At 61.9% G+C, this 22,672-nt stretch carries 21 protein-coding genes; 8 read left to right on the top strand and 13 right to left on the bottom strand.

Translation table 11 applies throughout. The features are described 5' to 3' along the window. Nucleotides 1-66: 66 nt before the first annotated feature. The 8 genes from pqqB to pedF form a co-directional block, all read right to left on the bottom strand. A complete protein-coding gene (gene pqqB / locus IB245_RS09900; RefSeq protein ID WP_192227445.1) occupies nt 67-981 on the bottom strand; it encodes a pyrroloquinoline quinone biosynthesis protein PqqB in 915 nt (304 codons plus the stop codon). Nucleotides 982-1,037: 56 nt separating this feature from the next. Then, entirely contained in the window at nt 1,038-1,109 is a 72-nt protein-coding gene (gene pqqA / locus IB245_RS09895) for a pyrroloquinoline quinone precursor peptide PqqA (protein ID WP_003253598.1), read from the bottom strand. Between the two features lie 223 nt (nt 1,110-1,332). Continuing rightward, complete coding sequence (locus tag IB245_RS09890) at nt 1,333-2,853, bottom strand: aldehyde dehydrogenase family protein (RefSeq protein WP_008024867.1); 1,521 nt, start codon at nt 2,851-2,853, stop codon at nt 1,333-1,335. A gap of 251 nt (nt 2,854-3,104) precedes the next feature. Further along, complete coding sequence (locus IB245_RS09885) at nt 3,105-4,880, bottom strand: PQQ-dependent methanol/ethanol family dehydrogenase (protein ID WP_008024869.1); 1,776 nt, start codon at nt 4,878-4,880, stop codon at nt 3,105-3,107. A 248-nt stretch (nt 4,881-5,128) separates the two neighbouring features. Continuing rightward, the gene (locus IB245_RS09880) at nt 5,129-6,070 is read right to left on the bottom strand and encodes a quinoprotein relay system zinc metallohydrolase 1 (RefSeq protein WP_192227444.1); all 942 of its coding nucleotides are present in this window, start codon (nt 6,068-6,070) and stop codon (nt 5,129-5,131) included. A 16-nt stretch (nt 6,071-6,086) separates the two neighbouring features. Further along, on the bottom strand, nt 6,087-6,848 hold the full coding sequence (locus tag IB245_RS09875) for a quinoprotein dehydrogenase-associated SoxYZ-like carrier (protein ID WP_192227443.1): 762 nt from the start codon (nt 6,846-6,848) through the stop codon (nt 6,087-6,089). Then, the gene (locus IB245_RS09870) at nt 6,845-7,723 is read right to left on the bottom strand and encodes a substrate-binding periplasmic protein (RefSeq protein ID WP_192227442.1); all 879 of its coding nucleotides are present in this window, start codon (nt 7,721-7,723) and stop codon (nt 6,845-6,847) included. Before IB245_RS09870 ends, IB245_RS09875 begins: the two co-directional genes overlap by 4 nt. 3 nt (nt 7,724-7,726) lie before the next feature. Then, nucleotides 7,727-8,188, bottom strand: coding sequence for a cytochrome c-550 PedF (gene pedF, locus IB245_RS09865; protein ID WP_192227441.1), 462 nt, complete (start codon nt 8,186-8,188; stop codon nt 7,727-7,729). Nucleotides 8,189-8,442: 254 nt separating this feature from the next. On the opposite strand from pedF, the gene exaA reads away from it, so the two are divergent. Both exaA and IB245_RS09855 read left to right on the top strand, forming a co-directional pair. After that, nucleotides 8,443-10,335, top strand: coding sequence for a quinoprotein ethanol dehydrogenase (exaA, locus tag IB245_RS09860; protein WP_192227440.1), 1,893 nt, complete (start codon nt 8,443-8,445; stop codon nt 10,333-10,335). Nucleotides 10,336-10,433: 98 nt separating this feature from the next. After that, nucleotides 10,434-11,081 (top strand): pentapeptide repeat-containing protein, encoded by a 648-nt coding sequence (locus IB245_RS09855; RefSeq protein ID WP_192227439.1) that lies wholly within the window; start codon nt 10,434-10,436, stop codon nt 11,079-11,081. Between the two features lie 123 nt (nt 11,082-11,204). Here IB245_RS09855 and IB245_RS09850 read toward each other — a convergent pair whose 3' ends face one another. Genes IB245_RS09850 through IB245_RS29205 form a run of 3 tightly spaced genes read right to left on the bottom strand, consistent with a single transcriptional unit; the run spans nt 11,205 to nt 13,227 of the window. Beyond that, entirely contained in the window at nt 11,205-11,843 is a 639-nt protein-coding gene (locus IB245_RS09850) for a response regulator transcription factor (RefSeq protein WP_192227438.1), read from the bottom strand. Next, nucleotides 11,840-13,102 (bottom strand): histidine kinase, encoded by a 1,263-nt coding sequence (locus IB245_RS09845; RefSeq protein WP_192227437.1) that lies wholly within the window; start codon nt 13,100-13,102, stop codon nt 11,840-11,842. Before IB245_RS09845 ends, IB245_RS09850 begins: the two co-directional genes overlap by 4 nt. Nucleotides 13,103-13,104: 2 nt before the next feature. Then, nucleotides 13,105-13,227, bottom strand: coding sequence for a hypothetical protein (locus IB245_RS29205; RefSeq protein ID WP_008024888.1), 123 nt, complete (start codon nt 13,225-13,227; stop codon nt 13,105-13,107). 157 nt (nt 13,228-13,384) lie between these two features. Here IB245_RS29205 and IB245_RS09840 point away from each other — a divergent pair, with 157 nt between their 5' ends. The 6 genes from IB245_RS09840 (at nt 13,385) to IB245_RS09815 (ending at nt 18,526) form a co-directional block, all read left to right on the top strand. After that, nucleotides 13,385-14,569, top strand: coding sequence for an ABC transporter substrate-binding protein (locus tag IB245_RS09840; protein ID WP_192227436.1), 1,185 nt, complete (start codon nt 13,385-13,387; stop codon nt 14,567-14,569). Nucleotides 14,570-14,598: 29 nt separating this feature from the next. Beyond that, entirely contained in the window at nt 14,599-15,558 is a 960-nt protein-coding gene (locus IB245_RS09835) for a YVTN family beta-propeller repeat protein (RefSeq protein ID WP_192227435.1), read from the top strand. After that, complete coding sequence (locus IB245_RS09830) at nt 15,555-16,286, top strand: ABC transporter ATP-binding protein (RefSeq protein WP_192227434.1); 732 nt, start codon at nt 15,555-15,557, stop codon at nt 16,284-16,286. Before IB245_RS09835 ends, IB245_RS09830 begins: the two co-directional genes overlap by 4 nt. Further along, entirely contained in the window at nt 16,283-17,074 is a 792-nt protein-coding gene (locus tag IB245_RS09825; protein WP_008024895.1) for an ABC transporter permease, read from the top strand. The genes IB245_RS09830 and IB245_RS09825 overlap by 4 nt, the downstream gene beginning before the upstream one ends. Before the next feature lie 172 nt (nt 17,075-17,246). After that, on the top strand, nt 17,247-17,804 hold the full coding sequence (locus IB245_RS09820) for a PQQ-dependent catabolism-associated CXXCW motif protein (RefSeq protein ID WP_192227433.1): 558 nt from the start codon (nt 17,247-17,249) through the stop codon (nt 17,802-17,804). A 56-nt stretch (nt 17,805-17,860) separates the two neighbouring features. After that, nucleotides 17,861-18,526 (top strand): response regulator transcription factor, encoded by a 666-nt coding sequence (locus IB245_RS09815; protein WP_192227432.1) that lies wholly within the window; start codon nt 17,861-17,863, stop codon nt 18,524-18,526. Between the two features lie 321 nt (nt 18,527-18,847). On the opposite strand, the gene nahK is transcribed toward IB245_RS09815, so the two are convergent. Both nahK and nosP read right to left on the bottom strand, forming a co-directional pair. Beyond that, on the bottom strand, nt 18,848-21,481 hold the full coding sequence (gene nahK, locus IB245_RS09810; RefSeq protein WP_162130703.1) for a hybrid sensor histidine kinase/response regulator NahK/ErcS': 2,634 nt from the start codon (nt 21,479-21,481) through the stop codon (nt 18,848-18,850). Then, a complete protein-coding gene (gene nosP / locus IB245_RS09805) occupies nt 21,411-22,574 on the bottom strand; it encodes a nitric oxide-sensing protein NosP (protein ID WP_008024902.1) in 1,164 nt (387 codons plus the stop codon). Before nosP ends, nahK begins: the two co-directional genes overlap by 71 nt. Nucleotides 22,575-22,672: the final 98 nt, after the last annotated feature.

Here is a 22,672-nt window from a genome sequence, read left to right as displayed (position 1 = left end):
CCTCGCTCCTACAGAAGTTTGCGATACCTCTGTAGGAGCGAGGCTTGCCCGCGAAGGCGTCATCCGCTACAGCACAATATCCATGCCGTCATAAGCCACCTCGATCCCCCGCCGCTCCAGCAACGCCCGCTCAGCCGAGTCTTCGTCGAGGATCGGGTTGGTGTTGTTAATGTGGATCAGCACCTTGCGCTGACGAGTAAAACCCTCCAACACCTCCAGCATGCCGCCCGCCCCACTCTGCGGCAGATGCCCCATCTCGCTGCCCAGGCTCTGGCCGACTTCACAGACGCGCATTTCGTCATCGCGCCACAACGTGCCATCCAGCAACAGGCAATCGGCACGCTGCATCCAGCTCAACACCTCGTCATCGATTTGCCCGAGGCCCGGCGCATAGAACAACGAAGCGCCCGTGCGCCGGTCTTCGATGAACAAGCCAATGGTGTCGCCTGGCTGTGGGTTGCCCCGATTCGGTGAATACGGCGGAGCATTGCTGACCAGTGGAATGGCCCGAAACTGCAACTGTTCGCAGGCCGCGATGCTGAACGGCTGGCGATCGAGTCCGATCGGTTGCCACTGCAAACCGCCATTCCAGTGCTTGAGCATGGTGAACAATGGAAAGCCGCTGCTCAGGTCTTCATGAACCCGCTCGGTGCACCACACCGAATGCGGGCAGCCTTCGCGCAGGCTCAACAGGCCGGTGCAATGGTCGATCTGGCTGTCCATCAGGACCACGCCGGCAATGGCCGTGTCGCGCAAGCGGCGTGCCGGTTGCAACGGCGCGAAACTCTCGAGTTGCGCGCGGATATCCGGGGAAGCGTTGCACAGCACCCAGTCCACACCGTTGTCGCTCAGGGCAATGGAGGATTGCGTGCGACGTTGCGCGCGCAGGCTGCCATCGCGCATACCGGCGCACTGGCGACAGTTGCAGTTCCACTGCGGAAAACCACCGCCAGCGGCGGAACCGAGAACGCGAATGTGCATGGGGCGATGCTCCAGAAGGCAGGCCCGGCCAACGCAGCGGCTGGCCGGGTGGACGATCAGCGGTTGGCGAAATACATCGTCACTTCGAAGCCAATGCGCAGATCGGTAAACGCGGGTTTAGTCCACATGGGTCATTCCTCTTCTTGTGCCGGACGATTCCGGTAGAGCCATTAATGCACGGGGCGGCAGGCGCCCGAATGCTACTTTCGAAGGAGGTTGTGGGGTGCGTTGGTAGGGGGTGTTTCGGGGTGTCAGACACGGCCATTCACGGGCAAGCCTCGCTCCTACAGATCACCTGACCTGTAGGAGCGAGGCTTGCCCGCGAAAGCCATCACACGGTTTCGCGCGAGGTTAGAAGAACCCCAGCGGATTGATGTCGTAGCTCACCAGCAGGTTTTTGGTCTGCTGATAATGGTCGAGCATCATCTTGTGGTTCTCACGGCCGACACCGGATTTCTTGTAGCCACCGAACGCGGCATGCGCCGGGTACAGGTGGTAGCAGTTGGTCCAGACGCGCCCGGCCTTGATCGCCCGGCCCATGCGGTACGCGCGGTTGATGTCGCGGGTCCACAGGCCGGCACCGAGGCCGAACTCGCTGTCGTTGGCAATCGCCAGGGCTTCGGCTTCGTCCTTGAACGTGGTGATGCCCACCACCGGCCCGAAGATTTCTTCCTGGAACACGCGCATCTTGTTGTGGCCCTTGAGCAGGGTCGGCTGGATGTAATAGCCGCTCGACAAGTCGCCTTCAAGACGTTCCGCCGCGCCGCCGGTGAGCAGCTCGGCGCCCTCCTCCTGGGCAATTTTCAGGTACGAGAGAATCTTGTCGTATTGCTGCTCGGACGCCTGGGCGCCGACCATGGTGTCGGTGTCCAGCGGGTTGCCGCGTTTGATCTTGACGATCTTCTTCATCACCTCGGCCATGAACGGTTCGTAGATCGACTCTTGCACCAGCGCACGCGACGGGCAGGTGCAGACTTCGCCCTGGTTGAAGAAGGCGAGCACCAGGCCTTCGGCGGCTTTCTCGATGAACTGTGGCTCGGCGTTCATGATGTCTTCGAAGAAGATGTTCGGCGACTTGCCGCCCAGTTCGACGGTGCTCGGAATAATGTTCTCGGCGGCGCAATGCATGATGTGCGCGCCCACCGGAGTGGAGCCGGTGAAGGCGATCTTGGCGATACGTTTGCTGGTGGCCAGCGCTTCACCGGCTTCGCGACCGAAACCTTGCACGATGTTCAACACGCCAGCCGGCAGCAAGTCGGCGATCAGTTCGGCGAAGACCATGATCGACAGCGGTGTCTGCTCGGCAGGCTTGAGCACGATGCAGTTGCCGGCCGCCAAGGCCGGGGCGAGTTTCCACGCGGCCATCAGCAGCGGAAAGTTCCACGGGATGATCTGCCCGACCACGCCCAATGGCTCGTGAAAATGATAGGCAGTGGTCAGCTCGTTGATTTCGGCGGCGCCGCCTTCCTGTGCACGGATGCAACCGGCGAAGTAACGGAAGTGGTCGGCGGCCAGCGGCACGTCGGCGTTGAGGGTTTCGCGCACGGCCTTGCCGTTGTCCCAGGTTTCGGTGACGGCAAGGATTTCGAGGTTTTGTTCGATGCGATCGGCGATTTTCAGCAGCACCAGCGAGCGGTCCTGGGCCGAGGTTTTGCCCCAGGCATCGGCAGCGGCGTGGGCGGCGTCGAGCGCCCTTTCGATGTCGGCGGCGCTGGAGCGCGGGAACTCGGCGATCACTTCACCGGTTACCGGCGAGGTGTTGGTGAAGTACTCGCCATTGACCGGTGCGACGAACTCGCCGCCGATGAAGTTGCCGTAGCGCGGTTTGAAGGAAACGACGGCGCCGGGTGTTCCGGGTTGTGCGTAGATCATGATGGGCCTCTGTCTGGGTCGATGCCTGTCGGGCAAACAGGCGATGAACCGATAGTAGAGAGCCCCGCGTGCCAGACGAATGCGCCGTTGGCAGGGGGGGCTCTCGTTATTTGGTAGTAGGTTTCACACAAATCCCAATGTGGGAGCGGGCTTGCTCGCGAAGGCGGTGCGTCAGTCAACCAATGTGTTGAATGTGAAGCCGCTATCGCGAGCAGGCTCGCTCCCACAGGGGTTATGTGGTGGATTTGAGGTTAGTGCTTGGCCACCAGGTCTTTCGGCAACTTGAAGGTCCAGAGCATGCCGCCCTGGTTGAAGTCCTTCACGCGCTTGGCCACTTCACCGCCCCACAGCGGAACCGCGCCGCCCCAACCGGACAGCACCGAAACGTACTGCTCGCCGTCCATTTCCCAGGTCACCGGCGAGCCCAGTACGCCGGAGCCGGTCTGGAATTCCCAGACTTTCTCACCGGTCTTGGCATTGAATGCCTGGAGGAAACCTTCCGGCGTGCCGGTGAACACCAGGTTGCCCTTGGTGGTCAGCACCCCGCCCCACAGCGGCGCGAAGTTCTTGTGACGCCAGACTTCCTTGCCGGTTTTCGGGTCGATGGCGCGCAGCACGCCGATGTAGTCTTCGTTCAAGGGCTTGATGGTGAAACCGGCACCGAGGAACGCCGCGCCTTTCTTGTAGGCGATGCCTTCGTTCCAGATGTCCATGCCCCACTCGTTGGACGGTACGTAGAACAACCCGGTGTCCTTGTTGTAGGCCATCGGCATCCAGTTTTTCGCGCCGAGGAACGCCGGGGCGACGAACACCGAACTGCCCTTGGCTTCGGTGCCCGGTGCGCCCGGACGGCTGGCTTCGTTGTAGATCGGTCGGCCTTGTTTATCGAGGCCAGTGGCCCAGGTGATCTTGTCGACGAAGGGGAAGCCGCGAATGAACTTGCCGTTGGTGCGATCCAGTACGTAGAAGAAACCGTTGCGGTCCGCAGTCGCGGCGGCTTTGATTTCTTTGCCGCCTTCGCTGTAGTTGAACGACACCAGTTCGTTCACGCCGTCATAGTCCCAGCCGTCGTGGGGCGTGCTCTGGAAGTGCCATTTGATGGTGCCGTCGTCCGGGTTCAGCGCCAGGCGTGACGAGGAGTAAAGGTTGTCGCCAGGACGCAGGTGCGAGTTCCACGGCGCCGGGTTGCCGGTGCCGAACAGCAGCAGATTGGTTTCCGGGTCGTAGTAGCCGCCGAGCCAAGGGGCGGCGCCGCCGGTTTTCCACAGATCGCCCGGCCAGGTCTTGCCTGCTTCGCCACCGGAGATGCCGTTCTCTACCGCTTTGCCGTCCTTGTAGACGTAGCCCATGTGGCCCTCGACGGTGGGTCGGGTCCACAACAGATCACCGTTTTTCGGGTCGTAGGCTTCGATCTTGCCCACCACGCCGAACTCGCCACCCGCCACGCCGGTAATCAGTTTGCCGTTGATCACCAGCGGCGCGGCGCTGATCGAATAACCTTCCTTGTGGTCGGCGACTTTCTTGCTCCACACCACTTTGCCGGTGTCTTTGTTCAGGGCCACGAGCTTGGCGTCGAGGGTGCCGAAAATCACCAGGTCGCCATACAGCGCCACGCCCCGGTTGATCACGTCACAGCACGGGCGGATGTCATCGGGCAGACGCGCATCGTATTGCCAGAGTTTCTTGCCGGTGCGCGCATCCACCGCAAACACCCGCGAGTAGGAGCCGGTCATGTACATCACGCCGTCCTTGATCATCGGTTGCGCTTGCTGACCGCGTTGTTTTTCACCGCCGAAGGAGAAGGCCCAGACCGGCCGCAAGTCTTTCACGTTGTTGACGTTGAGGGTGTCGAGCGGGCTGTAGCGTTGACCCTGGACGCCCAGACCGTTGGTGACGACCTGCTCCGGGTTCTTGGGGTCCTGGAGAATGTCCTGGTCGGTGACGGCGGCCAATGCGGTGCCGGACAACAGCATGGCACTGAGCAACAGGCTCAAGACGAAGGGTTGGCGACGTGCGGGTTGGGTCATGACGGCTGCCTCTGCGGTTATTGTTATACCCGGGAAATTTTCCCGGTCTGGTGCAGATTCTTGGGCGCCGCCGCCCTTGCAACAATTGCCCGCAGTGCTGAGATTGCTAGTTCCTTAGTACAGGGTCGGGTGTTATTGACCAACACACATCCCCTGTGGGAGCGAGCCTGCTCGCGAAGGCGGCCGCACATTCAGCATCAATGTGACAGACAGACCGCTATCGCGAGCAGGCTCGCTCCCACAATGGATCAGCGTTGGTTGGTGGTGGAGTCAACGCGTTTCATTTGTGTGCGCTCGTAGCGCGGATAGAGATGGCTGACGCTGCGGATCAGTTCGTAGCGACTCAGGCTGATCCCGGCGAAGCGTTCGGGAATCGGGCTGCGGATCATCTCGGCCATGTCGCTGCCGTCGGCCGCACCCTCGCGCATCAACTGGTCGAGCCAGCCGAGGTAGTCACGCATTTGTTCGAACGGTTTTGCATCCGTGGAGATCGGGCCGTGACCGGGGACGATAAGCGTCCACGCCAACCCCTGAAGCGTGGCGATGTCCGCCAGCCACACCGACAACCCCGGACTGTTGGGCGTGGTCAGCGCCCGCTGGTAAAACACCAGATCCCCGGCAAACAGCACGCCGGTTTGCTGGTCGAGAATAGCCAGATCCGCGCCGGTATGCCCACCCAGGCTCAGCAGGCGCAGATCGTGATCCCCAAAATTTCGCACGCCGGGCGTCAGCGTCTCGGTCGGCAACACCACTTCGGTGCCCCGCATCCAGTCGCCCACCAGCCGATACATGTTCTCGGCCATGGCGTCGCCCTGCTGTTTCAACAACTCACAGGTGCCCGCGAGCGCGCCGATCGGCACATCGCTGAAGGCCTGATTGCCCAGCACATGATCGGGATGATGATGGGTCAGCAACACCTGGATCACCGGTTTGTCGGTGGTCGCGGCAATGGCTTTGCGCATCGCTTCGCCGTATCGCCTGGACGGCCCGGTGTCGATCACCACCACGCCGCGTTCGGTGACGATGAACGCGGTGTTGACGATGTTGCCACCGTTGGTCTTGGCAAAATTGTCGGTACTGCCTTCCAGCAGCCAGGTGTCGGCGGCGATCTGCCGGGGCTTGAGTGAATAGTCGAGTTCGGCCAACGCCGGAAGGCTCAGGCTGATGAACAACAGCAGCATCCAGCGCATCACGCGCTCCTTTGAGTCAGGGTATGGCCGCATCAAATTCGTTGCCGCTGTTGTCGCGCAGCAACAGGCGCGTCTGCCCTGCCCCTTCGATGTCGAAGGCCAGGTTGGGGTTTTCGCTGACGGCGGGAAACAGTTCGAGGCGGGCCAGCACTTGATCGTTCTGATCCCGCAGCTCGGCATGGTTGATGAAGAATTCCGGGATACCGCCGACCATGCCGTTATCCATCGGGTGCGCCACCTGCAAACGCAAGCGGCTGAATTCGCCACGGGGATAACGTCCGCCAAGCACTTCGCCGATGTGCTCTTCCCAGCCCGGCTGGGTGCGCACCACGCTCGGCGCCGTGCATCCGCCGCCCGCCGCATCGATCAGGGTCGAGCCGACATGCCACACACCGTCGCGAGTCAGGACGGCCGCGCGCAGCGGGGTGGCTTGTTCGACACGAATGCGGATCGACAGCCAGGGCAACACCCGATCCAGCGGCTGGAAATCGACAATCTTCGGCAAAGGATTGAGCTCGGCCCAGGCGAGGATTTTCACCACCTCGCCCTTGAACGCTCGGGCGTCGATTTCCAGCGGCACTTGCCGGGCATCTTCGGCGAACGGCGGCGCCAGCAACCTGACCCGCTCATCAAACACGAACGGCGCGTCGCCAAGCATCTGCTTGTGATAGAAGGCCCACATCACCGACGGCACCGGGTCTTTACCCGGCGCGATGTCTGCCGCGTGCGCGGCCAAGGGTAGCCAACAGGCCAACAGACAACACGCGCGCCAGTTCACTGTTGATACATCTCCGGGACGTCATAGCGCAGGCCATAACGGGCATAAATGGCTTTCACCGAACCCTCGCGGATCAAGGCTTCCAGCGCCTCTTCCACGGCATAGGCCAATTGCCGGTTGCTCTCGTGCACGGCCATGCCGATTTCCCAGAGTTGCTTGCCCATGTTCGGGTAGGCGTTTTCCGCCAGCGCCACTTGCGGGTCGGCGGCTTCATGAACCTGCCAGTCGATCTCGCCGCGCATGGCCATGACCGCGTCGACTTCCCCAGCCTTCATCGCCGCGAATGCCTGGGGCACGCCGGGATAGTGATGGGTTTTGCCGGCGAGCATGCCGTTGAACACCGAGGTCAGGTAGAACGACGGCACACTGTCGACCTCGACGCCGATCGGGTGATGCTCGAACACGGCAACGCTGGCCACCGATTCCAGTCGACGACGGTCATAGGCGACTTGCCATTGTTCGTTCTGATACGGACCGAACATCACCACATGGCTGTTTTCCAGTTCGCCCAGTTCGTTGCGTTTGCGCGCGTAATCCTGGTCATAGGGCACGCGCATCATCAGGTCCGCCAGTTGCAGATCGTGCAACGGACTGGCGCGCCAGATGTAGTCGCGCAGGTCGTCGTCGAGCTTCTCGCCGGCGGGCGCCCAGATCAGCGTCAGGCGCACACCAAGCGCTTTTGCCAGCGCCTCGGCGAGGTCGACATCGACGCCACGGGGTTGGCCGGCGTCGTCGAAACTGTAGGGGGCGAAGTCTTTGTAGACCGCCACTTTCAGCTCCCCGGCAGCGATCATTTCGTCATAGCTGCGGACCTGCGCCTGCACCGACTGGCAGCACAGCAACACAGCGCTGATCAACACCGCGAGCAGGCGCATGCATTACTCCTCGACGCGGACGCTGTCCAGGTAAGTGCGCACCGCCCACAGGGCTTCCTGGCTCAGGTAATCCGCCATTTTCGGCATGTACACCCGGCCGTCACGCACCGCGCCATGGCGCACCCGTTCGACGAACCATTCATCACCGGCCTCGCCGACATCGAGCATGCGCAAATCAGGAGCGATGCCGCCGGACTTGGCTTCCAGGCCATGACAGGCCGCGCAGTTCTGGTTGTAGGCCGATGAACCGATCTCGACGGCCTTATCGTGTTCCGGGGAAGTGCGGTAAGGGTTCACCGCCGCCCATCCATCGCCATCGAGTTGCACGCCGGCGTCCTTGATCGGGGTCAGTCCCTGGGTTTCGACGGCTTGTGGCACGACATTGCCGTGAGCCCAGACCGAACCTGCACTGATGAAGCCGGCCAGCAGGCCGGCAACGAGCAAGACGTTGCGTTTTGTTGTCATTGTTATGCCCTCAGGATTGCACGCAAAACCTCTTTACAGAGGCTATGGCAGCCATCTTAGGAATCACTTCGCACAAGCCCCATGCTGCTTTGGTGGTCGCCACCCAGTACCTTGGTAGTAGGGCTTGCGACGCACATCCAAATCAGGTGCCGCCTGGGAAATTTTCCCGGCAACAGCGGGACTTTTTCCGTATTCGGCACCCCGTCGGACGCACCACCCTGTGCAGGCCAAAACCTCCACTGGGAACTGCAACCATGACAATAAGATCGCTACCCGCCCTTTCCCCTTTGACCCTCGCCGTGCAAGCCTTTTTGCTGGTGAGCAGCCTGTCCCTGAGCGCTGCCAGCCAAGCTGCAACCGCGCCTGCCACACCGACGCACAACGTGAGCTGGGAAGACATTGCCAACGATCACCTGACCACCAAGGACGTTCTGCAATACGGCATGGGCACCAACGCCCAGCGCTGGAGCCCACTGGCCCAGGTCAATGACAAGAACGTGTTCAAGCTGACACCGGCCTGGTCCTACTCCTTCGGCGATGAGAAGCAGCGCGGCCAGGAATCCCAGGCCATCGTCAGTGACGGCGTGGTGTACGTCACCGGTTCGTACTCGCGGGTATTTGCCCTCGACGCCAAGACCGGCAAGCGCCTGTGGACCTACAACCATCGCCTGCCGGACAACATTCGTCCGTGCTGCGATGTGGTCAACCGTGGCGCGGCGATTTATGGCGACAAAATCTACTTCGGCACCCTCGACGCGCGGCTGATCGCGCTGGACAAGAACACCGGCAAAGTGGTCTGGAACAAAAAATTCGGCGACCACGCCGCCGGTTACACCATGACCGGCGCCCCGGTGCTGATCAAAGACAAGACCAGCGGCAAGGTGCTGTTGATCCATGGCAGTTCCGGTGATGAGTTCGGTGTGGTCGGGCAACTCTATGCCCGCGACCCGGACACCGGCGAAGAAGTGTGGATGCGACCTTTCGTCGAAGGCCACATGGGCCGCTTGAACGGCAAGGACAGCACGCCGACCGGCGACGTCAAGGCGCCGTCCTGGCCGAACGATCCAACCACTGAAACCGGCAAGGTCGAAGCCTGGAGCCACGGCGGTGGTGCCCCTTGGCAGAGCGCCAGTTTCGACTCGGAAACCAACACCATCATCGTCGGCGCCGGCAACCCTGGCCCGTGGAACACTTGGGCGCGCACCTCCAAGGATGGCAACCCGCACGATTACGACAGCCTCTACACTTCGGGCCAGGTCGGCGTCGATCCGAGCACCGGCGAGGTGAAATGGTTCTACCAACACACCCCGAACGATGCCTGGGATTTCTCCGGCAACAACGAGCTGGTGCTGTTCGACTACAAGGACAAGGACGGCAAAACGGTCAAGGCCACCGGCCATGCGGACCGCAACGGTTTCTTCTACGTGGTCGACCGCAACAACGGCAAATTGCAGAACGCCTTCCCCTTCGTCGACAACATCACCTGGGCCAGCCACATCGACCTGAAGACCGGGCGGCCGGTCGAGAATGAAGGCCAGCGTCCGGCCAAGCCGCTGCCGGGGGAAACCAAGGGCAAACCGGTGGAGGTTTCGCCGCCGTTCCTCGGTGGCAAGAACTGGAACCCGATGGCCTACAGCCAGGACACCGGGCTGTTCTACATTCCGGGCAACCAATGGAAAGAGGAATACTGGACCGAAGAGGTCAACTACAAGAAAGGCTCGGCCTATCTGGGCATGGGTTTCCGCATCAAGCGCATGTACGACGATCACGTCGGCACCTTGCGGGCGATGAACCCGACCACGGGCAAAGTGGTGTGGGAGCACAAGGAACACTTGCCGTTGTGGGCCGGCGTGCTGGCGACCAAGGGCAACCTGGTGTTCACCGGCACCGGCGACGGTTTCTTCAAGGCCTTCGACGCGAAAACCGGCAAGGAGCTGTGGAAGTTCCAGACCGGCAGCGGCATCGTCTCGCCGCCGATCACCTGGGAACAGGACGGCGAGCAGTACATCGGCGTGACCGTCGGCTATGGCGGCGCGGTGCCGTTGTGGGGCGGCGACATGGCCGAGCTGACCAAACCGGTGGCTCAGGGCGGGTCGTTCTGGGTGTTCAAGATTCCGAGCTGGGATAACCAGACCGCGAAACGCTGATGCCCCCATCGCCAGCAAGCCGGCTCCTACAGACGTGCGCAACCTGTAGGAGCCGGCTTGCTGGCGATAACGCCCTCCCAGACAACGAGAACTCCGCCATGAAATACCTGCCTCTAATGTTATTACTCGCCGCCCTTCCGGTTTTCGCGGACGACAGCGACGACGCCCCCCTGATCATCAACGGCTGCACCCTCGCCGAACACAGCCAGTGCCCCGGCGCCAATCTCAAAGGCGCCAACCTGAGCAATCAGGACCTGCGCAACATGAACCTCAGCGGCGCCGACCTGCGCGACGCCGACTTGCGTCACGCCCGCCTCGACCTCGCCAACCTGGAAAAAGCCCAACTGCAAGGCGCCAACCTGACCCGCGCCAGCCTGCAACAAAGCAACCTGCGCCTGGCCGACTTCAGCGGTGCTACGTTGATGGCGGTCCAGGGCTGGGGCTTGTTTGCCCAGGGTGCGCAGTTTCAGGACGCCAACCTCAGCGGCGCCTACCTGCAATTCGCCCGCCTCTCCGGCGCCAAACTGCACAACGCCAATCTGCGGGCGGCCGACCTGGAAATGACCTGGTTGAGCAAAGCCGACCTCAAAGGCGCGAATCTCAGTGATGCCAATCTGCAGGAAGCCAAGTTCGGTGAAAGCAACCTGGAACAGGCAAACCTCAGCGGTTCGCGTCAGCATTATGCGAACTTTCAGGATGCGAATATGGACGGCTGCATCGGTTGCCCGACGACGTGGAATAAATAACACCTCCCCTCTTTGTAGGAGCCGGCTTGCTGGCGATAGCGGTGGGTCAGGCACCATTGATGTCGACTGATCCACCGCTATCGCCAGCAAGCCGGCTCCTACAAGGGGAATGTGTGAGTTCAGCTACCCCGCCTTTCGCACCACCCCCATATCAATCCCCAGATGCACCAGCTCGGCATGGGAGCTCACCTGCAATTTGCTCTTGAGCAACGTCAGGTGATTGGAGACGGTCTTGCTGCTGATGCTCAGCTGTTCGGCAATCACACGGGCCGGGGTGCCTTTGGCGAGCATCACGAAAATCTCCAGTTCGCGCTGGGTCATGCTCTGCAAACGGGGGTCGCTGGCGTCCTGTTGTGGGTGACACGCCAGTTGAGTGGCCAGGGGCTGTTCGATGTAGGCGTGGCCCGCGAGAATCCGCCGCACCGCCTCGATCAGCACTTCGGGCGCCGAGCTTTTGGTCAGGTAACCCGAAGCGCCCGCCTCCAGTGCCTGGCGCACCAGCGGCAGCTCATCGTGCATGCTGAAAAACAGCACGCGCAGTTGCGGCAGACGCTGTCGCAACCGGCGCGTGGTTTCCAGCCCGCTGATCCCCGGCAGGCCGAAATCCATGATCACCAGATTTGGCACGGCCTCCTGAACCCTGATCAGCGCTTCTTCACCCGTCGCGGCTTCACGCACCTCCATCGCCGGCAGCAACGCGCGCAACAAACTCGCGTAGCCCTGACGGACTACCGCATGGTCATCCACCAGCAGAATATTCATGACGCCTCCAAAGGCATGCTCAAGGCCAGCGCCCAACCGGCGCCGGGGTGGCTGATGATGCGTAACTCACCGCCCAGACTGCGGGCGCGCTCGAACATCGAATACAAACCGATACCCGGCCGCTGTGGCTGGCGGGCGCCGCGTCCGTTGTCACGAATCAATAAGCGCAACTGCCCGCCGCAGTGTTGCAGGCGAACCCGCACCTGGCTTGCATCGGCGTGGCGGGCGACGTTGGTCAAGGCTTCCTGCAACAGGCGGTAGAGATGGGTTTTGGCCGGCGCAGACAATGGCGGCAACGAAGCGCTGACGCGCAACTGACAATCGACACCCTGTCGGCCTTGCCACTGCTCCACCAGCAACGCGAAAGCCTCGGCCAACGGCAGGTGTTGCAACACCACCGGATAGAGGTCGTGCACCAGCGCTCTGAAACCTTGTTGCAGGTGCTCGCAGTTGTGTTCCAGCTCACGCACCGTGCGCTCCACGGTGTCCGGTTGATCGGCGACCAGGCGCAACAGACAGGCCTGCGCGCGAATCCCCGCCAGGTATTGACCGAGGTCGTCGTGCAGGGTCTGCGCCAGATGAGTGCGTTCCTGTTCCTGCACCGCCAGCAAGGTCTGGGTCAGTTGCGTGTTGTCTGCGCGCGCCTGTTCCAGTGCTTCGGTCATGCGATTGAAGTGCACCGCCAGTTGCTGCGCTTCCGGCAGCCCTTGCGCGCGCAGTCGCACCTTGAGCTGGCCTCCGGAAACCTGCCGCAATGCGCGCAGCAACTCATCGAGCAGGCCCATGCCCCGGCGCACGGCCCAGCGAATGGTCAACAGACTCAACAACAACGCCAGACCACACAGGCTCAGTAATTGCTGGAGGGAATCCCAGACTTCATCGATTTCATCCCGTGGATCGACCGCAATCAGCACACGCCGGCCATCCTGCAGATCCAGCTCCCGCACGCTGTGCCGGGCCTCGGCAAACAGCAATCGCCCGAGCCAGGCGTCGAGCCCGTCCTGCATTGGCGGTTGTGCCGCTTCGCCCGGTTCGAGCCAGCGCACCCGCACGTGACGCAGACTTTGCGTCAACCGTGGTTGCAGGCTGGCGGGATCGCGCGCGGCGGTTTCGCTCAAGTACTCGACCACCGCCTCGGCGGATTGCAGCTCTCGCTCCACATCCGCCAGTGCCTGGTGCACCAGCAAGCCCATGCACGCCAAAGTGACCAGCGCGAAAAATCCGCAGACCCAGAGGTTGATCCGCCACAGGGCCGACACGCCTAGCGCCCCGGTGTCGCAGGCATCACCAGCAGCGACGCAGGGCGCGGGCCGTGGAGCTTGTCGACGCCGATCAGACTGAGGATCAGCAGCAACGGCAGGAGCAGCGCCTTGAGAATACGCATGGTCGATCTCCTTCAGAGTGATGGCCGTTGTTGCCCATGCTAAAACCGCGCCGCCCTCGGCGAGTTACTACCTTGGTACTGCCTCACTGGTACTTTCTGCATATTTCATCCCGTCCTCAGGCTTCCTATGCTGGCGCTACCCGTGATGGAGTGCCCTATGCGCCAGCTTGCCCCTTACGCCCTGATCTACCTGTTGGCGATTGCCTGCGCCGCCGGGCTGGCGACGCAAAGTCAGGCGGCCGATGCACCGCTGCAAGTGCAGATCGGTTACCTGGGTTATCGTCCCGACCCGGGGCCCTTGCTGTCGAACATCATTCCCGAGCCCGTCGATGCCGGCCTGCGTGGCGCCGAACTGGCGATCACCGACAGCAACAGCACCGGGCGTTTTCTCAATCACAGTTACAGCCTGGCCAACGCCAACGTCGACAACCCGCAGGCCTTGCTCGATGCGGCCAAGGCGCAACACGCGCAAGGTCTGCGCCTGTTTGTGGTGAACGCGCCGGTGGCCAGCCTGCGGCAACTCAGCGCCGCCCTGCCCGACAGTTTGCTGATCAACGCCGGCAGCCCGGATGACAGCCTGCGCACCACCGATTGCCTGCCGAACGTGCTGCACACGCTGCCGAGCCGGGCCATGCTCGCTGATGCCTTGGCGCAGTTTCTGGTGGTGCGCAAATGGCAGCGGGCACTGCTGATTGTCGGCCCGACCGCCGACGATCAAGCCTATGCCGCCGCCCTGCGCCGCGCGGCGAAACGCTTCGGCGTGCAACTGGTGGCGGAAAAAACCTGGAGTTTCGATAACGATCAACGCCGCAGCGCCCAGGCCGACATGCCGCTGTTCACCCAGACCGCCGAGTACGACGTGGTTCTGGTGGCCGATGAACGCGGTGACTTCGGCGAATACGTGCCCTACCAGACCTGGTATCCGCGCCCGGTGGCCGGCACTCAAGGCCTGACCCCGGTGGGCTGGCACAAGACCGTGGAAACTTACGGCGCAGCGCAATTGCAGAAACGCTTCGAAGCTATGGCCGGGCGCTGGATGAACGACCGCGACTTTGCCGCGTGGATAGCCGTGCGCAGCATCGCCAGCGCGGTGAGCAAACTGCGTCAGACCGATCCGATGGCGATCCGCAACTTGGAAACCAGTGAACAATTGCCGCTCGATGGCTTCAAGGGTCGCAAGCTCAGTTATCGTCCGTGGAACGGCCAGTTGCGCCAGCCGATCCCCATCGTGCAGCCGCGGGCGCTGGTCAGCACCTCGCCACAGGACGGCTTTCTGCACCCCTTCAACGAAATGGACAGCCTCGGTTACGACAAGCCCGAGGTCAGCTGCCGCTTTCCCTGATCTTCCACAACAACAATAAGGAATCCGCCATGCGCCGCACCCTGCTTTCATGCACCCTGTTGCTCGCTGCCGGGCACGCCGCGGCCAGCACCGCCTGGGTCTCCAACGAAAAAGACAACAGCCTCAGCCTGATCGACATGCAGACCCTGCAAGTCACCGACACCCTGCCCGTCGGTCAGCGCCCGCGCGGTCTGTTGCTGTCCCATGACAACAAGCTGCTGTACATCTGCGCCAGCGATTCGGACCGTGTGCAGGTGATGGACGTGGCCACGCGCAAGATCATCAAGGAACTGCCTTCGGGCAAGGACCCCGAGCAATTCGCCCTGCACCCGAACAATCGCTGGCTCTACGTTTCCAACGAGGACGATGCACTGGTGACGGTAATCGACACCGAAACCTCCAAGGTGCTGAGCCAGATCAACGTCGGCGTAGAGCCCGAAGGCATGGCCGTCAGCCCGGACGGCAAATGGGCGGTGAACACCAGCGAAACCACCAACATGCTGCACTGGATCGACACCGGCACCCAGACCCTGGCCGACAGCACGCTGGTGGATCAGCGCCCGCGTTTTGTCGAGTTCGCGCCCGATGGCAAACAGTTGTGGGCCTCGGCGGAAATCGGCGGCACCGTGACCATTCTTGACACCGCCACCCGGCAGGTCCTCAAGACCCTGACCTTCCAGATCAAGGGCGTGCACCCGGACAAGGTGCAACCGGTGGGCATCAAACTCAGCGCTGACGGCAAGTACGGTTTCGTCGCGCTGGGCCCGGCCAACCACGTCGCGGTGATCGATGCCAAAACCTTCGAAATCCTCGATTACCTGCTGGTCGGCCGGCGCGTGTGGCAGATGGCATTCACCCCGGATCAGAAGCAGTTGCTGGCCACCAATGGCGTCAGCGGCGATGTGTCGGTGATTGATATCGACAGCCTTAAAGTGAGCAAATCGGTGAAGGTCGGGCGCTATCCGTGGGGCGTGGTGGTGACGCCATGAACGCACTGGAAGTCAGCGACCTGAGTTTCGCCTACGGCGCGCGGGAGGCGTTGCGCCAAGTGAGTTTCAGCCTGGCGCCCGGTCGTTTTGCGGCGCTGCTGGGGCCGAACGGCGCCGGCAAATCGACGCTGATTGCCTTGCTGACCCGACTGTACGATGTGCAACGCGGTGATATCCGTGTCGGCGCTTGTTCATTGCGGGGTGCGCCGCGCCCGGCGCTCAAGCAATTGGGTGTGGTGTTTCAGCAAAGTACGCTGGACCTGGACCTCAGCGTCGAGCAGAACCTGCGTTATCACGCCGCGCTGCACGGAATGTCGCGGCGTGAAACCGCAATTCGGGTCGATGCCGAACTGGCCCGTCAGTCGTTGACCGAACGCCGTCGCGAGCGGGTACGCGAGCTGAATGGCGGTCATCGTCGCCGGGTGGAAATCGCTCGCGCGCTGCTGCATGAGCCACGCCTGTTGCTGCTCGATGAGGCCAGTGTCGGCCTCGATCCGGCCAGTCGTCTGGCGCTCAATCAACACATCCGCAGCTTGTGCCGCGAGCACCGCCTCAGCGTGCTCTGGACCACGCACTTGCTGGACGAGGTGCAGCCGAGCGATGACTTGCTGATTCTCCATCAAGGCCGTTTGGTCGCCAGTGGCCAGGCCGATGCGCTGAGCCTGGAACACGGCGGCGACCTCGGTTCGGCCTTCGCTCGCTTGACCACCTCGGGAGCCGTGCGATGAATGCTTATTGGCAATGTTTCAGCGGCATCGTGCTGCGTGAATGGCTGCGTTTTGTGTTGCAGCGCACGCGATTTCTCAGTGCACTGGTGCGCCCACTGCTGTGGCTGCTGGTGTTCGCCGCCGGTTTTCGCGCGGCACTTGGCATCGCGATCATCGAGCCCTACGACACCTACATTCCGTATGAGGTCTACATCATTCCGGGGCTGGCCTGCATGATCCTGTTGTTCAACGGCATGCAAGGTTCGCTGTCGATGGTCTACGATCGGGAGATGGGCAGCATGCGTGTACTGCTCACCAGCCCCCTGCCCCGCACGTTTCTGCTGTGCAGCAAACTGTTGGCCACGTCGCTGATTTCGCTGTTGCAGGTGTACGCCTTCCTGGCGATTGCCTGGGTGTACGGCGTGCAGCCGCCGGCCATGGGCCTGTTGATCGCCTTGCCGGCGTTGCTGCTGGTGGCGTTGATGCTCAGTGCGTTGGGGTTGTTGCTGTCGAACGCGATACGCCAGTTGGAGAACTTCGCCGGGGTGATGAATTTCGTGATCTTCCCGCTGTTTTTCCTGTCGTCAGCGCTGTACCCGCTGTGGAAGATGCGCGAGTCGAGCGAGTGGTTGTATTGGTTGTGCGCCGTGAACCCGTTTACGCATGCAGTGGAACTGGTGCGGTTTGCCTTGTACGAGCGCTTCAACCCGTTGGCATTGGCGGTATGCATCGGCCTGACGCTGCTGTTCTCGCTACTGGCAGTCCTCACCTTCAACCCCCAACACGCCGCCCTGCGCAAATCCAGCTAACCCCAGTGTGCCAGACACGCCGCCATCGTCGGAACGCCGCCCGCAGCAAGCCGGCTCCTACAGTTGATCTCACCAAAATTACTACTTTAGTACTGGTTTTCCTGTCTATCGTCGCATTCCCAACGCACCGCGACTGGCATGTAATGGGTCCATAACTATAAGGACTGAACCCATGCCGCGTGCCCGACGTGTTCTGCTGCGCCCTTCCCTCGCTGTGTTATCGCTGAGCCTGTTGCTGGGCGTCGCACACGCCGAAACACCGCTGTTCTCAGCTGATGGCTACCGCATCGGCCTGTACCGCAGCCCCACGCCGAATCAGGCCGAGGGGGTCACCATCGTCGACACCGCCGCCCTGCAAACCCTGCTCACCCAGACGCCTCGCCCAGTGTTGATCGATGTCTACCGCCGCCAATGGCTGCAAGGGCGTTTCATCGAAGACCAGCCCCACGAAAACCTGCCCGGCAGCCACTGGCTGGCCAACACCGGCGATGGCGACCTGACACCCGACTGGCAGGATTACTTCTCGCGCAATCTGCAAAAATTCACCGCCGGCGATCCCCGGCAACCGCTGGTCTTTTACTGCCGGTCCGATTGCTGGTTGAGCTGGAATGCGGTCAAACGCGCCGCCGCCATGGGCTATAAGACTCTGTATTGGTATCGCGATGGCCTGGATGCCTGGCAAGCGGCGAACCTGCCCGTGACACCCGCCCTGCCCGAACCTTTTCCCTGACCTTTACGCGTGCGTGTTGTTGCCACACCATAATCAAAATAATGAGGTGAAAGGCTATGTACAAAATTCTGATTGCCGACGATCACCCGCTGTTTCGCGAGGCCATTCATAACGTCATCAGCGATGGATTCCCGGGCAGCGAGGTCATGGAAACCGCCGACCTCGACAGCGCCCTGGCGCTGACTCAGGATCACGACGACCTGGACCTGATCCTGCTCGACCTGAACATGCCCGGCATGCACGGCCTCAATGGCCTGATCAACCTGCGCAACGAGGCGCCGACCATTCCAGTGGTGATCGTCTCGGCGGAACAGGACAAGCAGGTCGTGCTGCAAGCCATCACCTATGGCGCGGTGGGTTTCATCACCAAGTCCTCGCCACGGGTGCAGATGACCGAGGCGATCCAGCAGATTCTCAATGGCAACGTCTACCTGCCGCCGGACATCATCCGCACGCAGAAAAGCGGCACCCACCGCCGGATGAACGACACCCCGAGCTTCCCGCCGGAACTGCTCCAGGCCCTGACCCGCAAACAGTTGCTGGTGCTGGAGCGCATGACCAAAGGCGAGTCGAACAAACAGATCGCCTACACCCTGGAAATCGCTGAAACCACGGTCAAGGCCCACGTTTCGGCGATCTTGCGCAAACTCAACGTGCATAATCGGGTACAGGCGATCCTGAGTGCCGGGGATATTGATTTCGGCTCTTATCTACGACGTTGAGACCGCGTCGCGCCCATCGCCAGCAAGCCGGCTCCTACAAGAACAACGCAATCCCCTGTAGGAGCCGGCTTGCTGGCGATGAGGCCCTCAACATCAACAAATATCTCAAGGCCTGCCGAGCAAATCGCCAGCAAGCTGGCTCCTACAGGAACAACGCAATCCCCTGTAGGAGCCGGCTTGCCGGCGATGAGGCCATCAGCCCCCGCACAAATTTCAGGGCCGGCCAAGCAAATCGCCAGCAAGCTGGCTCCTACAGGAACAACGCGATCCCCTGTAGGAGCCGGCTTGCTGGCGATGAGGCCCTCAACATCAACAAATATCTCAAGGCCTACCGAGCAAATGACTCATCGCCGTCTTCAGCTTCATCGGCCGCACCGGCTTATGCATCAAGGTGTGCCCCAGCTCTCGAATCTGCAATTTGAGCTCATTGCTGTAATTGGCGGTGATCATCATCGCCGGAATGGCTGAGCCGCGCCGGGCGTTGATCCGCGCCACGGCATCCACGCCGTTCTGATCGTCATCCAGGTGGTAATCGGCAATCAGCAAATCCGCCTCGGCGTGATAGTTGTCCACTTGCCGCGCCAGGTCCTGCTCCGACAGCGCCGTCACCACCAGACAGCCCCAGCCTTCGAGCAAGGTGCGCATGCCGGCGCAAATCGCCGCATCGTTATCCAGCACCCACACTCGCGCACCGCGCAGACGTTCGAGCATCGGCTCACTCATCAACAGGCTCGGCAGTGCCTTGGGTGCCGTCGCGCTCAACGGCACCTCGACGGAAAACACCGAGCCCTTGCCCGGCCACGAACGCACGTGAATGCGGTGCCCGAGAATCCCGGCAATTTTCTCGACGATTGCCAGCCCCAGCCCCAACCCGCGATCCTGATCCGGACGTTGCACATCACCGCGTTTGAACTCCTGGAAAATCTCTTCCAGACGGTTTTCGGCGATGCCCATGCCGCTGTCCCAGACCTCGATCGACAGCCGCTGATGATGCCGCCGGCAACCGAGCACCACGCGGCCGCTGTAGGTGTAGCGAATCGCGTTGCTCAACAGGTTGCGCAAGATCCGCGCGAGCAATTGAATGTCGCTGCGCACCAGCGCCGAACACCCGATGAAATGCAGCTCAAGCCCTTCACTGCGCGCGACCTGGGTGTACTCGGCGGCGAGGTTTTCCAGCAACTCGCTCAAGGCGAACGGCGCAATGTCGGCCTTGATCACCCCGGCATCGAGTTTGGAAATGTCGACCAGCGTACCGAGCAGATTCTCCACGTCTTCCAGGGAATTGCTGACGTTGCGCACCAGAATCTCGTTGGCCAGCGGCTCCCGGCGTTCGAGCAAGGCGCTGGTAAACAGGCGCGCGGCGTTCAGCGGTTGCAGCAAATCGTGGCTGACGGCGGCAAGAAACTTGGTCTTCGACAGGTTGGCCTGCTCGGCTTCGAGCTTGGCCTCCCGCAGGCGTGATTCAACCCGCCGACGTTCGTCGATCTCGCGCAGCAACTGGTCATTGAGGGTCGTCAGTTCCGCCGTGCGTTCGCGCACCCGCAGTTCGAGGTTCTGATAGGCCTGGTGCAACGCCTCGGCCGTGCGGCGGCGCTCGGTGATGTCGCGGATCAACACGAAAATCCCCACCACTTCGCCGGTTACCAGCCGATTGGGCACGTAGGAGCGCAGCATGTAGCGCTCCTGGTTGTTGATGTTGGTTTCGGCGAACTCGAACGTCACGCTTTCACCGGCCAACGCCCGCGCCACATAGGCTTCCAGGCGCTGGTAATGCTGCTCGCTGTGCACTTCGCGCAGGCTCTGCCCGAGCATCACGCCGCGTGGCCAGCAGTACCATTCTTCGTAGACCTTGTTGGTGAACTCGTAGACCAGATCGGCATTGAGGTAGGCGATCAGCGCCGGTACGTGGTCGGTGATCAGGCGAATCCAGCGCTCGCTTTCGCTCAGTGCTTCGGCGTGCTGGTAGCGTTCGGTGATGTCGGTAAAGGTGTTTACGAAGCCGCCGGTGGGCAGCGGATGCGTGCGGATTTCCAGGACCCGGCCATCGTACAGTCGCTGCTCGCATTCCTGCACCGGGCGCCCGTTGCCGTCGCGGCTGGCCGGGGTCAGCAGGTTCAACTCGCTGTCGGCGATCACTTCGGCGAACGGTCGATGCGCCGCCACCGGCGCCAGGCCGCTGAGTTCAAGGAAGCGCCGGTTCCACAACTCCAGAATGCCCTCGGCGTTGACCATCGCCACGCCTTGGGACAGGTTGTCCACGGCCCGTTGCAACAAATGCGATTTCTGCGCCACGGCCTGCTCGCGGCGCACGGTTTCACTGAGTTTGACGTCGGTGATGTCGGTGAACAGGATCACCCGCCCGCCTTCCTGGGTCGGCCGTTCGCTGACTTGCAGCCAGCGACCATCCTGCAAGCGGAACAGCAGGTTCTCGTCGGCCTGCCCGCGCGGTTCTTCGGTGAACAGACCGGTGGACAGCATCAGCCGCTTGACCTCGGCCAGGCGCATGCCGGCGTTGATTCGCACCCGGCTGTTACCCCAGAACGCCTTAAAGCGGCTGTTGAACAGCACGATCCGCTGCTCTGCGTCGAACAATACAAAGGCGTCGGAAATGCTCTCGATCGCGTCGATCAGGTGTTGATGCGCGGTTTCCGCACGCAGACGCGCTTCGCTGAGCAAGTGATTGCCTGACTTCAGTTCAGCCATGGCCTGGTTCAAGGCATCGGTGCGCTCACGTACCTGTTCGGCCAGCACCACCGAATGCTGGAACGCCGCGTACGGGTCGTTGCCGCGGGTGATGCCGGACTCGATCCGTTCGATCAGCGCAGCATTGATGCGCTGCAATTTGTGGTTTTCGTGCCGCAGGCTGGCGACTTGAGCCGCAAGCTCAGCGATGTCCAGGGGAGCGGCCTCGGGCAATGGCAACCCCGGTGAAGGTCTGGTTGATGTGCATGCCATTGAACTGTTCTCCGTAGGTGTTGAAACCCATCACCCGCTGGTCGCGCAAAAACCTGCCGATCTGCTCCAGATTGCCGCCGTCTTCCAGTTCCAGGCGCCTGAGAAAGCAGTCGCAGCCGATGGTCAACAACAGGTCACCGAGGCGTTCCTGCAAACCGTCGAACAGGGTTTGCAGATTGGGCAGCATCGGCCCTGGGGTCATGACGGTGAGGACGATGCCGTTTTCCACGGCGCAGTAGAAACTCAGGCTCAAGTCCGGGTGCACCTGCTGGATGGCCCGCACGTAATACTGATCGTTGATCCGCACCGCCAGCGGGTGGGCGGCGAAGATCCGATGATCGAGTTCAGCCACGGGCACGCCGATGTGCCGGGCGTACTCCTCGGCGGCCGGTTCGGCATTCAGTTCGAAGACCCGGCGCGAGGCGCTGTCGGCGCCAGTGACCACCAGTTTTTCCGCCCTCGGCAGGATGTGGTGGGTGGTGAAGACTTCGAAGTCGAGCCAGGTGTTGACCAGCACCACCACCGCCGCGCCGCTGTGGAACTCGCCGCCGAAGTAAACGTGGGTGTGGGTCAGGTAATTGTCGTCGCCGGCCGAGCCACCGAAATGCGGAATGTCGCCCAACGCCGCGCTCAACGCCGCGAGCACCATTTCTTCACGGCTGGACAAACCATCGAGCAAGGTCAGGGCGAAGCTGTTGCCCTTGATCGGCGCCAGGGTGTTGCTGCGACAACCACTGACCAGACGCTCGACCATTTGCTGGGCGTCGATCAGGCTGAAGCGCTCCATCTCGTCGATCAATTCGGCGTCGATGGAAAAATGCCGATGGTCGAAACCCACCGCCGTCACGCAGTTGCGCCCGTAACCCAGCGGGGTGATTTCACCGGCGCTGGTGCAACCGACCAGACGGATACCGCCGAAGCTCTGCTGCAAGGCCTGGCCCAGCGCCTGCAAGTCGTACTCGGCGGAGCAGAAAAACAGCACAAAGCCCAAATGCGGATGCAGCAACTGCCGCGCCAACTCCTGGGCTACCTGCTGGGCATCGGTCGCCTGGGACATCGCACTGACGACCCCGTCGCTCTGAACCTGCTGCATCGTCGCCTCCCGCAGGTGCGCATGTGTGAGGTTGGAGTGTACGAAGGCAGCGGTCGGCGACGTATGCTACTTGGGTAGCGGTCAGGCGCTTCGATGGG

It is taken from the genome of Pseudomonas sp. PDM02, from assembly GCF_014852285.1.
Lineage (GTDB): Bacteria > Pseudomonadota > Gammaproteobacteria > Pseudomonadales > Pseudomonadaceae > Aquipseudomonas > Aquipseudomonas migulae.
Note: the sequence above shows the minus strand (reverse complement) of the source record. Positions and strands in the feature narration are given on the sequence as shown.

Excerpts from the sequence above, each read along its gene's own strand:
- pqqB (WP_192227445.1), bottom strand. The coding sequence starts at position 981 with ATGCACATTCGCGTTCTCGGTTCCGCCGCTGGCGGTGGTTTTCCGCAG.
- IB245_RS09890 (WP_008024867.1), bottom strand. The coding sequence starts at position 2,853 with ATGATCTACGCACAACCCGGAACACCCGGCGCCGTCGTTTCCTTCAAA.
- IB245_RS09885 (WP_008024869.1), bottom strand. The coding sequence starts at position 4,880 with ATGACCCAACCCGCACGTCGCCAACCCTTCGTCTTGAGCCTGTTGCTC.
- IB245_RS09880 (WP_192227444.1), bottom strand. The coding sequence starts at position 6,070 with ATGCGCTGGATGCTGCTGTTGTTCATCAGCCTGAGCCTTCCGGCGTTG.
- IB245_RS09870 (WP_192227442.1), bottom strand. The coding sequence starts at position 7,723 with ATGCGCCTGCTCGCGGTGTTGATCAGCGCTGTGTTGCTGTGCTGCCAG.
- pedF (WP_192227441.1), bottom strand. The coding sequence starts at position 8,188 with ATGACAACAAAACGCAACGTCTTGCTCGTTGCCGGCCTGCTGGCCGGC.
- exaA (WP_192227440.1), top strand. The coding sequence starts at position 8,443 with ATGACAATAAGATCGCTACCCGCCCTTTCCCCTTTGACCCTCGCCGTG.
- IB245_RS09855 (WP_192227439.1), top strand. The coding sequence starts at position 10,434 with ATGAAATACCTGCCTCTAATGTTATTACTCGCCGCCCTTCCGGTTTTC.
- IB245_RS09850 (WP_192227438.1), bottom strand. The coding sequence starts at position 11,843 with ATGAATATTCTGCTGGTGGATGACCATGCGGTAGTCCGTCAGGGCTAC.
- IB245_RS29205 (WP_008024888.1), bottom strand. The coding sequence starts at position 13,227 with ATGCGTATTCTCAAGGCGCTGCTCCTGCCGTTGCTGCTGATCCTCAGT.
- IB245_RS09840 (WP_192227436.1), top strand. The coding sequence starts at position 13,385 with ATGCGCCAGCTTGCCCCTTACGCCCTGATCTACCTGTTGGCGATTGCC.
- IB245_RS09835 (WP_192227435.1), top strand. The coding sequence starts at position 14,599 with ATGCGCCGCACCCTGCTTTCATGCACCCTGTTGCTCGCTGCCGGGCAC.
- IB245_RS09830 (WP_192227434.1), top strand. The coding sequence starts at position 15,555 with ATGAACGCACTGGAAGTCAGCGACCTGAGTTTCGCCTACGGCGCGCGG.
- IB245_RS09825 (WP_008024895.1), top strand. The coding sequence starts at position 16,283 with ATGAATGCTTATTGGCAATGTTTCAGCGGCATCGTGCTGCGTGAATGG.
- IB245_RS09820 (WP_192227433.1), top strand. The coding sequence starts at position 17,247 with ATGCCGCGTGCCCGACGTGTTCTGCTGCGCCCTTCCCTCGCTGTGTTA.
- IB245_RS09815 (WP_192227432.1), top strand. The coding sequence starts at position 17,861 with ATGTACAAAATTCTGATTGCCGACGATCACCCGCTGTTTCGCGAGGCC.
- nahK (WP_162130703.1), bottom strand. The coding sequence starts at position 21,481 with ATGGCATGCACATCAACCAGACCTTCACCGGGGTTGCCATTGCCCGAG.
- nosP (WP_008024902.1), bottom strand. The coding sequence starts at position 22,574 with ATGCAGCAGGTTCAGAGCGACGGGGTCGTCAGTGCGATGTCCCAGGCG.